General features: G+C 46.1%; 11 protein-coding genes and 1 tRNA gene. 6 read left to right on the top strand and 6 right to left on the bottom strand.

What is annotated here, in order from left to right; genetic code table 11:
• The first annotated feature begins 15 nt into the window (after positions 1 to 15).
• Genes BLV62_RS03920 through BLV62_RS03900 form a run of 5 tightly spaced genes read left to right on the top strand, consistent with a single transcriptional unit; the run spans position 16 to position 5,719 of the window.
• On the top strand, positions 16 to 1,266 hold the full coding sequence (locus BLV62_RS03920; RefSeq protein ID WP_089758948.1) for a Pycsar system effector family protein: 1,251 nt from the start codon (positions 16 to 18) through the stop codon (positions 1,264 to 1,266).
• Between the two features lie 10 nt (positions 1,267 to 1,276).
• Complete coding sequence (gene ppk1 / locus BLV62_RS03915; RefSeq protein ID WP_089758886.1) at positions 1,277 to 3,262, top strand: polyphosphate kinase 1; 1,986 nt, start codon at positions 1,277 to 1,279, stop codon at positions 3,260 to 3,262.
• A gap of 27 nt (positions 3,263 to 3,289) precedes the next feature.
• Positions 3,290 to 3,790 carry a thioredoxin family protein gene (locus tag BLV62_RS03910; protein ID WP_089758885.1) on the top strand — a complete coding sequence of 167 codons (501 nt, stop codon included), beginning with the start codon at positions 3,290 to 3,292 and terminating at the stop codon, positions 3,788 to 3,790.
• An 8-nt stretch (positions 3,791 to 3,798) separates the two neighbouring features.
• Positions 3,799 to 4,311, top strand: coding sequence for a DUF4442 domain-containing protein (locus BLV62_RS03905; protein ID WP_089758883.1), 513 nt, complete (start codon positions 3,799 to 3,801; stop codon positions 4,309 to 4,311).
• A gap of 4 nt (positions 4,312 to 4,315) precedes the next feature.
• A complete protein-coding gene (locus BLV62_RS03900; protein WP_089758880.1) occupies positions 4,316 to 5,719 on the top strand; it encodes an MBL fold metallo-hydrolase RNA specificity domain-containing protein in 1,404 nt (467 codons plus the stop codon).
• Positions 5,720 to 5,757: 38 nt separating this feature from the next.
• On the opposite strand, the gene BLV62_RS03895 is transcribed toward BLV62_RS03900, so the two are convergent.
• From BLV62_RS03895 to BLV62_RS03870, 6 genes are all read right to left on the bottom strand, one after another.
• Positions 5,758 to 8,958, bottom strand: coding sequence for a ligand-binding sensor domain-containing protein (locus BLV62_RS03895; protein WP_089758879.1), 3,201 nt, complete (start codon positions 8,956 to 8,958; stop codon positions 5,758 to 5,760).
• A 222-nt stretch (positions 8,959 to 9,180) separates the two neighbouring features.
• A complete protein-coding gene (locus BLV62_RS03890) occupies positions 9,181 to 10,104 on the bottom strand; it encodes a leucine-rich repeat domain-containing protein (RefSeq protein ID WP_139169911.1) in 924 nt (307 codons plus the stop codon).
• Positions 10,105 to 10,163: 59 nt separating this feature from the next.
• Complete coding sequence (locus BLV62_RS03885) at positions 10,164 to 10,895, bottom strand: endonuclease (RefSeq protein WP_089758875.1); 732 nt, start codon at positions 10,893 to 10,895, stop codon at positions 10,164 to 10,166.
• A 77-nt stretch (positions 10,896 to 10,972) separates the two neighbouring features.
• Positions 10,973 to 11,446 (bottom strand): hypothetical protein, encoded by a 474-nt coding sequence (locus BLV62_RS03880; protein ID WP_089758873.1) that lies wholly within the window; start codon positions 11,444 to 11,446, stop codon positions 10,973 to 10,975.
• Between the two features lie 174 nt (positions 11,447 to 11,620).
• Positions 11,621 to 11,692: transfer RNA gene (locus tag BLV62_RS03875), tRNA-Glu, on the bottom strand.
• 69 nt (positions 11,693 to 11,761) lie between these two features.
• The gene (locus BLV62_RS03870; RefSeq protein ID WP_089758871.1) at positions 11,762 to 12,445 is read right to left on the bottom strand and encodes a DUF1345 domain-containing protein; all 684 of its coding nucleotides are present in this window, start codon (positions 12,443 to 12,445) and stop codon (positions 11,762 to 11,764) included.
• A 255-nt stretch (positions 12,446 to 12,700) separates the two neighbouring features.
• On the opposite strand from BLV62_RS03870, the gene BLV62_RS03865 reads away from it, so the two are divergent.
• On the top strand, positions 12,701 to 15,478 hold the full coding sequence (locus BLV62_RS03865; protein WP_089758869.1) for a TonB-dependent receptor: 2,778 nt from the start codon (positions 12,701 to 12,703) through the stop codon (positions 15,476 to 15,478).
• Positions 15,479 to 15,640 lie beyond the last annotated feature (162 nt).

Here is a 15,640-nt window from a genome sequence, read left to right as displayed (position 1 = left end):
TTAATAACCATGAACATGCAAAACAGCGCAATCATAGATGCAGCCCGGGATTTTATTGTCGCCCAATACTCGCAGCACCCCAGTCCGCAACTGGTTTATCATAACCTGGCACACACCCAACAGGTAGTGCAGGCCGCAGGCCAGATAGCCGCTCATTACAGGCTGCAGGACGATGAACTGCTTGCCGTATACATCGCCGCCTGGTTTCATGATATTGGTTATTTAACCGGCGACGGAACAAACCACGAAGAAACAGGCGCCCGGGAAGCCGTTCAGTTCCTAAAGGAACACCAGGTACCGGAAAATGTTCAAACTATGGTGCAGGGAGCCATACTGGCAACAAAAATGCCTCAATCGCCCAACAACCTGGTTGAACAGATCGTTTGCGACGCCGACCTTTCACACCTGGGCTCAAAGAACTTTTCCGACAGGAATAAACTGTTAAGACATGAAGTTGAGCTGACCAGGCAACAGGAGATCCCCTCCACCAAATGGCTTAGCAGCACTATTACTTTTATGTTAAACCAGCATTACTGGACCGATTATGCGCAAACATTATACAAGCAGCAGAAGGAGGAGAACATCGAGAAACTGACAAAAAAACTGGATAAAAAAACTGCTGAAGAAAGCAAAGCCGCTCTTGAAAACAGCATTACCGTGGCCGGAACAGGTGAAGCCGGTGAACCGGCCCCGCACGAAAAGCATAAAAAAGACAAGGAGAAGAACAAGAAACCCGACAGGGGTATTGAAACCATGTTCAGGATCACTTCTACCAATCATATACGCTTAAGTTCAATGGCCGACAGCAAGGCGCATATAATGATCTCCGTCAACTCCATTATCATTTCAGTGATACTGAGCGTACTTGTTCGCCGGCTGGAAGATTATCCGAATATGGTTATTCCATCTATCATCTTCCTTACCACCGCGGTATTAACGGTAATATTTTCCGTACTGGCCACCCGCCCTAATGTCACCAGCGGAATGTTCACGAAAGCGGATATAGAAAAGAAAAATGCCAACCTGCTGTTCTTTGGCAATTTCTATAAAATGCACCTGGAAGAATATGAATGGGGAATGAAGCAGATGATGACAGATGCCGATTTCCTTTACAGCAGCCTCACAAAAGACGTATACCACCTTGGCGTGGTATTGGGCCATAAATACAAGTTGCTGCGTATTTCCTATAACATCTTCATGTTTGGCCTCATCATTTCCGTACTTGCATTCTTAATTGCAGCAATCTTCTTTCCCGTAAAAGTTTAACGATCGAGTCATGGCTATTCCTTTAAATAACCGCGATCTTAGTTGGTTATCTTTTAATTACCGGGTATTGATGATGGCGGATGATCCGGAAGTTCCTCTATACGAGCGTATAAAATTTCTTTCCATATTCTCTTCGAACCTCGACGAATTTTTCAGGGTAAGGATGCCCGCCATTCTTGCCATTAATAAAGTACTGGAAACCGATCCGGAAGTAGATGAAACACCTGCTGTAAATACGCAGACCCTGCATGATGTATTGCAGGAAATAGACAGGCAGCAGCAGACCTACGGCAGGATATTCTCTAAAAAGATCATCCCCGAACTGCTTTCACAAGGCGTTGTGCTTTACTACAACCAACCCTTGCTGGAAGCCCATCACAGTTTCACGAAAAACTATTTTCTTACCACCGTTATGGCTTACCTGCAGCCGGTATGGCTGCGGGAAAACAAGAAACTGTTCCCTGAAAACAATGCGCTTTACCTGGTGCTTACCCTCTACCCGGATAAGGATGCCAGGGCGCAGGAATACGTGGTGATCAACATCCCGGCGGAATTGCCAAGGTTCCTGCAACTCCCCGCTATCGGGGGGATGCAGTATATCGCTTTCCTGGATGATATTATCCGGACCCATGTTGGCTACCTGTTCCCCGGGTACCAGGTAGCAGACTGCCACAGCGTAAAGCTGACCAGGAATGCAGAAGTAGATATGGATGAAGTAAAAGGAGATATCCTGGAAGAAGTAGAAACGTTTATCCGTAAACGTGAGCTCGGCGTTCCTACGCGCCTGCTGTATGATTCAAATATCCCTGCACCGCTATTGGATTTCGTGGCGAAACAGTTTGAAGTGCTGCCCAGTGAATTAGTTGCCGGTGGCAGGTATCATAACCTGAAAGACCTGGCTAATTTGCCTAAACCTGCAACGCTGTTACATGCAGAGTATCCAAAAGTTGTTCCGGCAGTTAATACTGCAGCGGCTACAGACAGGTTGCTGGATAAGGTTTTGCAGGAAGATATCCTCATTCATCTGCCCTACCAGCAATACGACTACATACTTCGTTTCTTTAACGAAGCGGCGTTGGATAAGGATGTAGAAGAGATCTATATCACGCTTTACAGGATCGCTTCCGGCTCGCAGATCGCACAGGCGCTCATCAGCGCTGCGAAGAACGGCAAAAAGGTAACGGTATTTGTAGAGTTGAAAGCCAGGTTTGATGAAGCCAATAATGTAAGATGGTCTAAAAAACTGAAAGACGCCGGCGTAAAGCTCATTTACAGCATCCCCGGTATGAAGGTGCATGCAAAAACAGCGCTGGTAAAAAGGCGGAAAGGATATAACTGGGAGTATTGCGGGCTTATTGCAACGGGCAATTTCAATGAAACCACCGCCAGGTTCTATACCGATCATGTACTGTTCACTTCACATATTGGCATTACCAGGGAGATGGAGCTCCTGTTCCTGTACCTGCAAAGCAGGGAACAGCCTTCGGCATACAACTTCCTCGAGTTCAAACACCTGCTGGTAGCACAGTTCAACATGACCAGCCGCTTTACAGCCTTCATAGACAGGGAGATCAAACATGCCAGGGAAGGACTGCCCGCAAAATGCACTATCAAGATCAATAACCTCCAGGAAGTAGGCATGATCAGCAAACTATATGAGGCCAGCAAAGCAGGCGTACAGGTAGATCTGATCGTGCGCAGCATCAACTGCCTGGTACCCGGAATTGAAGACAGCGAAAATATACGGGTGATACAAATTGTAGGAAGATACCTGGAGCACCCCAGGGTTTTCGTGTTTCATAATAACGGGGAAGAAGAAGTGTACATGGGGTCGGCCGATTGGATGAACCGCAATCTTCACAGGCGGATAGAAGTATGCACTCCTGTCTATAATCCAGCCCTGCAACAACAGCTGAAAGACATACTCGCCATACAGGTGAACGACCGTGTACACCCGCAGGAAGCCATACAGGACTATGTTAAAAATATAATGTAAATTAGATAGAACGATCAATTATTTTTTATGAAACTTTACGTTTGGACAATATTATTGAGTGTAGGGATCATTACAAGTGCGAAGGCCCAAACACATGACCTGGAACACATTTACAACCCGTCGGCCGATGCGAAGACGGATATTGAAGCAGCAGAAAAACAGGCAGCGAAAGAAAATAAACACGTGCTTTTACAGATAGGCGGGAACTGGTGCATCTGGTGCAAAAGGTTTTACAAATTCGTAGAAGACGACCCGGAATTAAAAGCAGCAATGAACAAAGGCTTCGTGGTCTATCACCTCAACTACAGCAAAGAAAACAAGAACCTTCCTATACTTCAGTTGTTAGGTTACCCGCAGAGATTTGGGTTTCCCGTGTTCGTAGTGCTGGATGCCAAAGGCAACCGGCTGCATACGCAGAACTCGGGCCTGCTGGAATCCGCAGACTCCTACGATAAAAAGAAAGTGGCGGACTTCCTGAAACAATGGTCGCCCGATGCACTGAGCCCGGCTTATTACATCAATCAATAAACCACACTATGCAAGAAGGCGCTCAAACATTTGACCCGGCAGTTGTGCAATCGTTCATCCGGTTTGCACAGCACCGACTTAAATTTTCAGCCTACCTGTTCTGGAAATTGCCGTCGGCCTGGCTGGCGGGGGTCAGGTTACAGTCTTTGAGCCCCGACAAATGTGAAACGAGCGTTCCTTATAAATGGTTGTCGCAAAATCCGTTCAAATCAACTTATTTCGCCTGCCTGGCAATGGCCGGAGAATTAAGTACCGGCTTGCCGGCAATGATGTTTGTTCGAAGCACGTCTAAACGTATATCCATGCTGGTTACTAACATGGAAGCCAGCTACTACAAAAAAGCTACAAGCATCACATTATTTACCTGCACAGAACTTCCGCAGCTCCGTGCGGCTATTGAACGTGCTATAAATAATAATGCCCCCGAAACAACAGTACTTCACAGTGAAGGCAGGGATCAGGACGGCACATTAATTGCCTCTTTTGCGATCACCTGGTCGTTTAAAAGTAAATCAGTATAACAATATGAAAATCGCATTTCATGGGGCAGCGCGCACCGTTACAGGATCAAAACATCTGATCACACTTAAGAATGGAAAGAAGATTTTATTAGACTGCGGAATGTTTCAGGGAATGGGACCGGATACCGACAGCCTGAACAGGGATTTCGGTTTTGATCCGCAAACAGTTACCTACATGGTCCTTTCTCACGCCCATATCGATCACTCAGGCCTGATACCAAGGCTGGTGAAAATGGGATATGCAGGAGATATTTATTGTACCGCTGCAACCCGCGACATGACAGAAATATTGTTACTGGATTCGGCAGAGATACAGGAAGACGATGTAAAATTCACCAACAAAAAGAAGGCAAAGGAAGGACTTCCTTACGTTACCCCGCTGTATACCGTTGAAGATGCAAAGATCGCCATCGGCTCACTGAAACCGGTTAATTTCAACACCTGGATACAACTGGACCCCGACATTCAACTCATGTTCACTGACGCCGGCCATATAGTAGGCGCAGCCTGCGTACACCTGCGTATAACAGAGAATGGCAAAACAGAACAGATCACTTTCAGCGGCGATATTGGCAGGTATAATGATGATATCCTGAAATCGCCCGCCGTTTTTCCGCAGGCCGATTACATACTGATGGAATCAACTTACGGCAGTACGCTGCATGCCGATGCCGCGCCTGCCGATAATGAGCTATTACGTTATATACAGGAAACCTGTATACAGAAGAAAGGCAAACTGATCATCCCCGCCTTCAGCGTGGGAAGAACCCAGGAGCTTTTATATGCCCTGAACAAAGCCCAGCTGAACGGGAAACTTCCGCCTGTAGATATTTTCGTAGACAGCCCGCTGTCTACTGAAGCTACGGCAGTTACAAAAGCGCACCCCGAAGTTTTCAACAAGGAAGTATCAGCGCTGCTGAAAAGGGATAGCGACCCATTCGACTTCCCGGGATTGAAATACATAAAAACAGTTGACCAGTCGAAGCTGCTTAACTTCCGCAAAGAGCCCTGCGTGATCATTTCCGCATCGGGCATGGCGGAAGCGGGGCGTGTAAAACACCATATCGCCAACAACATCGACGACGAAAGGAATACCATACTGATAGTTGGATACTGCGAGCCTGAATCGTTAGGCGGCCGGCTGATGAGAGGAGCGCAGGAAGTTTCTATCTACGGTACCCGTTACAAAGTAAATGCAGAGGTTGGAGTGATACGCTCTATGAGCGCCCATGGCGACTATGAAGATCTTAGCCAGTGGCTGGCCTGCCAGGACCCTAAAGAAGTGAAAAAACTCTTCCTGGTACATGGTGAGTACGAAGTACAGAAGATCTTCAAAAAATGGCTGTTTAAAAAAGGTTTTTTAGATATAGAAATTCCTGAACGGCATTTTGAATTAGGATTAAGCTAATCCATATAAAAGAGGGTAGGAAAAGTTCTTACCCTTTTTTATTCTTTTACCAATGGAAACCAGATATTAACCCTTGTTCCCGCCGGCTTGCCTTCTTCATCGAAGAGGTCTATTATTTCAAAACTTGCATCTACATTAAACCGGCTGTTATACAGCGATAGCCTGTCTCTCGTGATCTGCAGGCCCCTGGACTGATGCCTGGATTTTCCCTGTTTAATAGCGGTCGCTTTCTCCCTTCCTACCCCGTTATCTTCTATCATACACAGTATCCGGTCGTTCACTTTGGTAAAGCTGATCAGTAGCTTCCCTTTCTTCTTATCGTTCAGCAAACCATGCCAGATGGCATTTTCCACGAAAGGCTGGATAACCATGGTAGGAACATCAGAGATATTTGCATCCAGCTCCGGATCAACTGTTATTTCATAATCGAAACCATCCGAGAAACGGAGTTTTTCCAGCTCCATATAGTTCTCCAGCATATTCACCTCTTCGGTGATGGGAATATTATTTAACTGGGAATGATCTAAGATATTGCGGATCAATTTAGCGAAGCGGCTCATGTACGATAACGCCTGCTCCGTATCATTCTTCATTACAAATATCTGGATAGAGTTCAGCGCATTGAAAATGAAGTGCGGGTTCATCTGCGCCCTGAGCGCTTTCATCTCCAACTGGGCGATCCGCTGTTGAATGGCTTCCCGTTCCTTCGCTTCTTTCCTGATAGAATGAACGCGCATTTTGTAATAGAAGTAAAACAGGGCAATGGCCAGCAACAGGCAACCGATCTTAAACCAGTTGGTTTGCCAGAACGCTGGTTGAATGAACAAACGTAGCGTCGTTACATTTGCGGAAAAAGTACCGGCAGTATTAACTGCCTTTACTTTGAAGGTATACATGCCCGGGGGCAGGTTGGTGTATTTCGCGATCAGCAGGTTTTCGGCTACCACCCAGTTATCATCTACTCCTTCCAACTGGTAATAATACCTGAGCTTTTCGTGGTGATATTGGAGGCTTTTGAATTCGAAGGAAATGAAGTTTTGCTTGTAGCTAAGCGTTACAGGCGTACTGTCGTGGTTTGCAGACTGGAAGAGGATAACGCTGTCGAGCGCCTTCAGGTTGATAATAGTTACATCAGGAGGCGGAGGTGAAACCTTCAGGTTGTCGGGATCAAACGACACTACATGGTCGGAGGCTCCTACCAGTATATTCCCGTTTGCCAGGTGAATGATATTGCGTCTTACCTTCCTGTTATTATCAATAATATCATCGTTCTGTATGAAAGTTTCCAGGCTGTTTGTGCCCAGGTCGTACCTGTAAAAGCCGTACTGGGTGGTAAGCCAGATGGTGCCCGGCATTTCTTTGTTCCCTGAAGCAATGCTTAAAACCCACTGGTCAAACAATTGGTTGTTGATCAGCAAAGGCCGGCTTTCATCTGTGTGGAAATTGTAGATCCACAGGCCGTGATCTGTTCCTGCGATCAGCAGGCTGTCGTTGTACCGGAGCAAGGAGGTGATATTATTGTATACATACCTGTTATACTGGAAACAGATACGATTGTCAATACTTCTTTTCGCTGTATTGAACCTGAGCAACCCGGCAGTACTTGTTCCCAACCAAAGTATGCTGTCGTTTTCGGGCACCAGGTCCATTACAGAAACAGGGCGTTTCAGCGAGTCGATGATCTCGGGGAAATGTTGAAAGGAATCATTTTTCGGATTCCATTTCGAAAGTCCGCGTTTATACAACCCAACCCACACAGTAGAGTCGTTATATGGCTCCAGGTGCAACAAGGTTTGCTGGAAGAATTCCCGGGCGGTTAAATGTTTTGTGAATTTACCTGTAGCAGGGTTAAAGAGAGAAAGATTCCCGTTTTCCTGACCAACCAGCACTGTTCCGTTGCTTAGCTCCGCGAAGCTCCAGACCAGCGACCTCTCTTCAGGGATGCTCACAGCCGGGTCTGTGGTGAAGTGGTTGTAAGTCCGCAGCAGTTCGAGATTAGGGCTTAACCTGCCCAGGCCCTGGCCCCAGTACCCTATATATACATCGCCGTTAGATGCCTTGAATACGCCTGTAACTTCTGCATCCGGCAATTTAGCTGTTGTTTTTGCAAAATTGGTTTTATGATCAAGGAAACGAAAGCTTTTGCTATGCAGGCTAAGGATATTGATACCGGCGTCTGTACCTACCCACAAATGGCCTTCCCTATCGTTCATGAAGCAATTGACCTCATAAGCGTAATGCAGTCCTTTAGGTTCATTATTGCCCTCGAGGATATTAAGATCAAATTCGTCTGTAGCCCTGTTGTACCTGTATATCCCGCTCTTTTCTGTAGCTACCCAGATGTTGTTATCAGAATCAGCGATGATGTCAAAAACCCGTTCAACGAAATTGCCTATCTGCGGCGGTGATTTTAACTGGTAGGCGCTTAGTTTATTAGAACCAGGATCATATGCATACAGGTATCCATTACGGGCTGCCAGCCATATTCTGTTGAAGGGATCTTTATAGATCTTTTTGTAACTGGTAACCGGAATGTTGAGAGCGGATATTTTCTTAGGGTTGTTGTGGCTGGTATAGAGATGTTTCCTGGTTTTATCAAGAATAAAAAGGCCCTCTCTCCCACTTAACCAGAGCGCGCCCTCATTATCTTCCATGATAGCGTCGAGCATTATACTGCGGGCGGCTTCCGGCACCATGGTAGCCTTTTCAAAGATACCGGCTTTTTCATTGAACCTGAGCAAGCCATCGTTGGATGTTGCCCAGATAACGCCTTCGTGATCTTCCAGGAGCTGTGTGCATTGCAGGCCTTCAGGTCTGAATACCCTGCTGGCAATCGGCAATACTTTCTCTTCGCTGGTTACAGGATCATAAACGCGGATATTATCGGGCGTTCCCATCCAGATCCGTCCTTTCCTGTCTTCACATAAACAGATATCGTCATAGTAAATAGACCCCGGTATCCTGTCGAAGCTGGCTACCGTTACAAGATTATTCCCGTCGTACCGCTGCAGTGCAGTTGTAGCGATCCATACAAACCCTTTCCTGTCCTGCAACATAGCAGAAACATGGTTGCTGGCCAACCCCTTGTTGATATCGATATGCGAAAAATTATAGTCGACGCCGGCCGGCCGTTGCGCAAAGGCCTGGCAGCATGTACATACGAGCAGCAGCAGGACTGCTACAGCCCTGATAACAAGTTGATTATACCCAGTAAGAACCCGATTGAAATGAAATAACATTACCTGGTAAATGACGCGTCTGGATAAAAATACTAAATGTTATGTTCACGGGACCGAAAATATAGGATCTGTATACAAATAACAGTTTACGGCCAGGCAGGTTCTAACTTTAATGCAGTTTTCAGCGTTGTTATTTCCTGTTATTCTTCCAATACAGACATTTAGCCCACAGAAAACCAGTTGATCTAACAAGATACAACTACAATTCCTGGATCTGCCGTACTACAGCACTTTCCAGGCTTCCAGCAATGTATGCCGCCCATAAGGTTCAAGGCGGATCTTTTCAAAACCTGCCTGTGTAAATCTTCTTTTAAGCTCTGTGTCGTTTGGTATCCATGCAGAGCCGCAATCTATAATACGCATCCATTTCAGGCTTTTAACAGAAGCGATATCCCCAAGGTTGGCCAGCTTAGGACATCCGGCAATTTCAAGCTGTTCCAACTGTGGCAGTTGTTCCAACCCTTCCAGGGAAGTCAACGCTTTATTCCACTTGATCTCAACTTCCCGTACCTGGTTAAATCCTTCAAGACCGATGAAATCCGTATTCTTCGCTTCCATCCAACCTGCAAATTGAAGATTGGGGGCGCCTGCGTTGTTTATGTCGGCAACCGAAGCTGCCTTATGAAGAAACAGGTTAGCCAGCTTTTCGCACCGGCCAATTTCCTGTAAAGAGAGTTTTTTATTATCTGCAGCGATTGTCAGCGTTCGATCGAGGCCAGTGAAACAACCTGCATAGAAATCCGACGACACTCTGCCCAGATCAAGCATTTGGATATGGGGAAACACCAATGTTTTATCCCAATAAACCTTCGGCTTTTTCTCGTTTGCCACTCCAACCTGTAACGCTTCCAAGCTAGCCGGAAGGTCTGCGGACTTAAGGTCTGCAACAAACCAGGAAGGAATGATGAGTGTTTTCAGATTAGGAAGCGTTGCCACTATTGGAGGTATATGTGTAGTACTGGTATCGTCTGGCCATAGCCCCAGCATATCGATTGCGTTCAGCTGATCCGGTTCAATTACACCCCAGGAGAGTCCCTTTCCTTTATATCCTGCAAATTTTTCTTTCCCCGGCAAATGCAGTGTTTGTCCCATTAGCCAGCGTGGGCTGCCCGAAGGAATTATCTTATCGAGGTAACTAATTGCCATTTTCTGTGAAGTTAAGAAATGTGCGGGTTTACAACACAGGCATAAAAATACCGAACATTTTATTCATACAATACCTGGCAATTATCGCAGTAAAAAGTTCGGCGGTTGGTTTTACCAAGATATTCTTTGTGTGCGGGAATATGACAACGGGGGCAGATCTTCTTGGTATGAATAAGCCAATGTTTCTTTAATACGAAAGCCCGTTTCCATTCCAGGAACTGGAAGCTGTAGTTGACCACTTCCTTTACCAGCTCGCTCTTTTTCTTAGCAGGCAGCTGACCAACCAGTGTAGCCGGATGCACCCGTATGCGGAATAGTACCTCGTTCTTGATGATATTTCCTGCACCTGCAAAGATGTGCTGATTGAGGATGGCATCACATACCATAGTATCGGGGATCTTTGCCAGTTTGGCCATCGCTTTGCGATGCGACCATTGAGGGCTCAATACATCTGCACTCCAATCGTACAGGTCATCAGGCGGTTCATAAAGGATGCGGATAGAACTTGTATAAAAGTTCACTTCCTGTGTACCGCACACCAGCCTCAATCGTGGCGCCATATCTTTACGCTCGTTTATCCGGTAGGTACCGAACAGAAGGAAATGGATACGGATAGTGAAACCAGGAAAACAGATCAAAAGCTCTTTCCCGAATGTTTTAATTTCCGTGATCTTCTTTCCTTTGATAACAGGGAGTGAAATACGTGTATTCCCTTCCACATCCGTTACCTTTTTACCTACAAAAGGAACAAGCGCTTCTTTTAGCAAAACGAGTGATGGACCTTCTGGCATGATCTTGCAAGTATTGTTTGCTGAAAGAGTGCAAGAACTGCACCGGGTATGAAGGTGTGGTTACAGCCGGATAACAACTATTTGTTATAATACCTTTCCCGGCCCCGGTAATATTCATCCAGTTCTTTTAAAGTCATTCCTAACAATACAGCGCTTTTGTTTTTCCATTGTTTAGGGTACTTCTTTTTATAGTAACGGAAAATAGCATCGGCGGCCGGCGGGTTATTGAGATCCCGGGGATCAAATTTCAAATCCCTGTCTTTCTCCTTTTCGTAATGGTTCTTCCAGGAATTATACATGTACAGGTAATAGATCACAATTTCAAGGCTTATTTTATCGATATCTGCGAGGTCGAAATTTTCAATCTCGTTTTGGATCATTGACAGGTAATGTTCTTTAACCACTCTGAAATTGTGTCCCAGCAACTCCGATACCTTCCCGATGCGTTGATTTTCCAGGATGGCTTCCCCGCCGGGGAAATTTATTCTTATGTTATTCCCTTCTTCAGAGAGTTTAAACTTCAGGGTTCCCAGTTCCATTTCTTTGTTCATGTGATGTAGACCTTGCTCAGGTATAAGTTACCAAACCTGTAGGAAATTGCCAAGCTTAGGCGCTGATCATTGATGTGGAGTAAACAGGATCTTTGGGGGGAGATTGATTATTTTCTAAAAACAAAAAACCTGCAAATTTGCTTTGCAGGTTTTAAAGCATTTTAATGCTCTTTGTACCACGTACGGGAATCGAACCCGTGATTCCTCCGTGAAAGGGAGGCGTCTTAACCCCTTGACCAACGCGGCGTTTTCGTTTGGGATTGCAAAGATAGAAAAAAGAATTACAAACCAAAATTTTTTTTCAATAAACCCGGTTTATTGTTTCAACCCTGCAATCAGGTTTACTGTTAACGCCACAACAAAGGTATTCAAAATAAAGGAAATGAGGCCATGCAACAATACCAGCCGCCTTAACACACGGCGACTGACCTGCACATCCGACACCTGGAAGGTCATCCCTATAACAAAAGAAAAATAAGCAAAGTCGATATAATCAGGATTCTTTTCTGACGGGAACATCAGGCCGCCTGCATGACGGGTATTATCTGATTCGTCATCATCATAATAAACATCCGCATAATGGAAAGCGAAGGTAGTATGTACCATAGCCCAGGAAGCAAGCATGCCCAGGATCGCCACAGGCAGGTATATTATTTTGGATGCCCCCAGGTCGTCTGATAACAGCATCAGCAAAACGATCACTAAACTGGCAACTGCTGCTATTATCACAATAGCAGATACAAACAAACGGCTGCCATCATCAACCCTGGCCCAGGTCCTGATCTCAGCAACATTCCTGCTGTAAAATACAATCCACCCTGTAACGATATAAGAGATGGCAAAAACATCCCACAGCATCACTGCAAAAACAAGAGGATTGATCCTGGTCCCTGTAAAATAAAATAATACGAATACTGCCAGGGCTAACGCTAAACTCACAGAAACCCTCGCCACAGGAGGCATGTTAACCAGCAGCTTAACAGCAGCTTTTTTACTCATAATACTTAAAGATATTACTGTATACGCATCATGCAAAAAATAAATACTCTACATAATAAGTAGACTATTGTTTAGCTCGCCAATATTCTCTACTTTCGTTCTATCATCTTACCACCAACAATCAGTAAAAGGCTGATTGCACGGAAACCCGGAAACTATTCAGCAAGATTTTCCTTTTTACATCAACCAACAGGTAAATGTTTCCCTGTTCCCAAGTCAACCAATTTATAACTCCATCAGCATAAACCAAACAGTATGAAAGTGAAACTCTACGCCCTTGCAGTGCTGTTGCTTTTATCGGATATCGCATTCGCTCAAAGCATACAAGGCACGATCTCAGACAAGAACCAACCATTGATAGGCGCCTCTGTAAGAGTGATCGGCTCTAATACCGGTACGGTCACCAATTCGTCGGGGCATTTCTCCCTTACCCTTAAACCAGGAACTTATAAACTCAGCGCCAGCTATATTGGCTACCAGGCATTAGAAAAAGAAGTGACCGTTGTAAGTGGCCAGACCGCCACGGTCGATTTCCAGCTTACTTCTGCCGAAGGCCTTAATGAAGTTGTGGTACTGGGCTCGCGCAGCGCGCCTCGCAGCCAGCTTACAACAGCAGTGCCTGTAGATGTGGTAGATATCAAACAGGTTGCGCAAACTGCTCCGCAGGTTTCCATCAACCAGATATTAAACTACGTTGCTCCTTCTTTCTCGTCCAATACCCAAACCCTTTCAGACGGAACAGACCATATCGATCCTGCTTCTTTAAGAGGCCTGGGGCCCGACCAGGTGCTGGTATTGATCAACGGTAAAAGAAGGCATACCACTTCTCTTGTGAACATCAACGGCAGTTTCGGTAAAGGTTCCGTAGGCACAGACCTTAACGCGATTCCTACCGCCGCTATTAAACGTATTGAGATACTGAGAGACGGCGCTGCCGCCCAATATGGTTCCGACGCTATTGCAGGCGTTATCAACATTGTATTGAACGATGATGTAAACAGGTTGAATGCAAGCGTTACTACCGGCGGCTTTGTATCTAAAAACGCAGAGAACGGGCTGGATGGACAAACCGTCCAGGCTAACCTGAACTACGGGCTTCCATTAGGTACCAAAGGCGGTTACATCAATCTCTCCGGCTCTTATGACTACAGGAATGCAGCTAACAGGGGCGGCATATTTACAGGTACTATCTTCTCCGATTACAATGATCCTGCACTTGCAGACGTGCCAGGATCGCCTAAAGGAAAAGATATTACAGAACAGGAACTGGCGAAGAGAGGACTTACCCGTAAAGATTTCAATACGCGTATAGGCCAGTCTGCCAACCGTGGCGGTACCCTTTTCCTGAACGCTTCTCTTCCTGTTAGTGAAAATGCAGAAGTATATGCTTTCGGAGGCCTGAACTACAGGCATGGAGAAGCGGTTGCCTTTTACAGGATGCCCGCCCAGCTTACGCAGAACAACGACACTATTTACCCTAACGGATTCCTGCCGCAGATAGTGACCGATAACAGGGACCGTTCGCTGGCCGCAGGTATCCGCGGAAAACTGGGCGAATGGAAAGTAGATTTCAGCAACACCTATGGCGAAAATGGCATCGACTTCACAGTGGCTAATACCCTGAACGCCTCTATGTTAAAAGCTTCGCCAACCAGTTTTAAAGCCGGAGGTTACAGGTTCCTGCAAAACACGACCAACCTGGATTTCAGCCGTTTCTTTGAACAGGTGTTAAGCGGGTTGAACGTCGCTTACGGCGCTGAACACCGCTTTGAAAAATACCAGATCTTACCGGGCAGCGAAGCCTCTTATACCAACTACGGCAACGCCAGGAACATAGGCACCGGCGCCGATGGCAGGCCTATACTGATCCCTGATCCAAGTGGAAATGTATCTACCAGGTTTGCCGCCAACGGCAGCGCGTTTGCAGGAGGCGCCCAAAGCTTTACCGGCTTCAGTCCTGTTAACGCCATCAGTGCATATCGTACATCCATTGCCGTGTATGGAGATGTGGAAGCGAACTTCACTTCAAAATTCCTTGTCGACGGAGCTTTAAGGTTTGAGAATTATTCAGACTTCGGATCTACTTTAAACTGGAAGATAGCCAGCCGTTACCAGTTCAGTCCTAAATTCCTGCTGCGCGCTGCCGCCAGCACCGGTTTCAGGGCGCCATCGTTGCACCAGCGGTATTTCAGCGCAACCTCCAGCATCTTCACAGACGGGGTGTTTGTTGAATCAGGCACGTTTACCAACGATAGCCGCGTAGCTGCTTTGTTAGGCATACCCAAGCTGAAACAGGAAACTTCATACAGCTACAGCGCGGGTATCACCAGCAACCTTGGTCCTGTTAAGATCACGGTAGATGGTTACTTTATCAGGATCAACGACCGCATTGTTTATACCGGCCAGTTCTCCGGCAATAAAACAGGCACCCCGCAGGAGCAGGAAATTTATAACATCCTTCGCAGCGCCAATGCACAAACAGCCCGGTTCTTTGCTAATGCCATCAATACAGAAACAAGGGGTATAGATGCGGTGATCACCTATACAACCAGGGCGGGTAAAGGACATTTCAGGGCCGACCTGTCAGGTACTCTCGCCAAAACATCCCTTGTTGGGCCTGTACACGCATCACCGCTGCTGGCAGGAAAAGAAAGTACTTATTTTGATGAAGCCAGCCGCATCTACCTCGAATCGGCGGTTCCGCAAACCAAAGCTAACCTGACGCTTAACTACAATATCAGCAAATGGGGCTTCTTCCTGAGAAATGTTTATTTCGGCAAGGTAACAGAAGCTACCAACGTAGTAGCTAACCAGGATGTTTACAGCGGCAAAGTGATCACCGACCTGAGTGTGAGCTATGCATTTATCCCTGCCCTGCGGCTTACAATTGGCGCCAACAACCTGTTGGATGTGTATCCGGATGAACTTTCGGTGGCTAATTCCAGCTCCGGACGGTTCCTTTATTCCCGCGCTTCTCAACAGTTTGGTTTTAACGGACGGTTCCTGTTTGCCCGTTTAAATCTTAGTTTCTGATCTCTTTTTATCGCATAGTTTGATGTCCCGGCCCCTGCGGCCGGGATTTTTTTTATCTCTCCCTAAAAAATCATTTTCCCAGTATTTTTGCTTACATAAAAAGCATATATTTGTTTACAAAATTTCATAGACCGTACATAACTGCCTATGAATCAGTATATC

This window comes from Chitinophaga terrae (ex Kim and Jung 2007) (genome assembly GCF_900107795.1).
In the GTDB taxonomy this organism is placed as follows: domain Bacteria; phylum Bacteroidota; class Bacteroidia; order Chitinophagales; family Chitinophagaceae; genus Chitinophaga; species Chitinophaga terrae.
Note: the sequence above shows the minus strand (reverse complement) of the source record. Positions and strands in the feature narration are given on the sequence as shown.

Coding starts and splice junctions, on each gene's coding strand:
- ppk1 (WP_089758886.1), top strand. CDS start 1,277: ATGGCTATTCCTTTAAATAACCGCGATCTTAGTTGGTTATCTTTTAAT.
- BLV62_RS03885 (WP_089758875.1), bottom strand. CDS start 10,895: ATGCCAGAAGGTCCATCACTCGTTTTGCTAAAAGAAGCGCTTGTTCCT.
- BLV62_RS03890 (WP_139169911.1), bottom strand. CDS start 10,104: ATGGCAATTAGTTACCTCGATAAGATAATTCCTTCGGGCAGCCCACGC.
- BLV62_RS03865 (WP_089758869.1), top strand. CDS start 12,701: ATGAAAGTGAAACTCTACGCCCTTGCAGTGCTGTTGCTTTTATCGGAT.
- BLV62_RS03900 (WP_089758880.1), top strand. CDS start 4,316: ATGAAAATCGCATTTCATGGGGCAGCGCGCACCGTTACAGGATCAAAA.
- BLV62_RS03870 (WP_089758871.1), bottom strand. CDS start 12,445: ATGAGTAAAAAAGCTGCTGTTAAGCTGCTGGTTAACATGCCTCCTGTG.
- BLV62_RS03920 (WP_089758948.1), top strand. CDS start 16: ATGCAAAACAGCGCAATCATAGATGCAGCCCGGGATTTTATTGTCGCC.
- BLV62_RS03905 (WP_089758883.1), top strand. CDS start 3,799: ATGCAAGAAGGCGCTCAAACATTTGACCCGGCAGTTGTGCAATCGTTC.
- BLV62_RS03895 (WP_089758879.1), bottom strand. CDS start 8,958: ATGTTATTTCATTTCAATCGGGTTCTTACTGGGTATAATCAACTTGTT.
- BLV62_RS03880 (WP_089758873.1), bottom strand. CDS start 11,446: ATGAACAAAGAAATGGAACTGGGAACCCTGAAGTTTAAACTCTCTGAA.
- BLV62_RS03910 (WP_089758885.1), top strand. CDS start 3,290: ATGAAACTTTACGTTTGGACAATATTATTGAGTGTAGGGATCATTACA.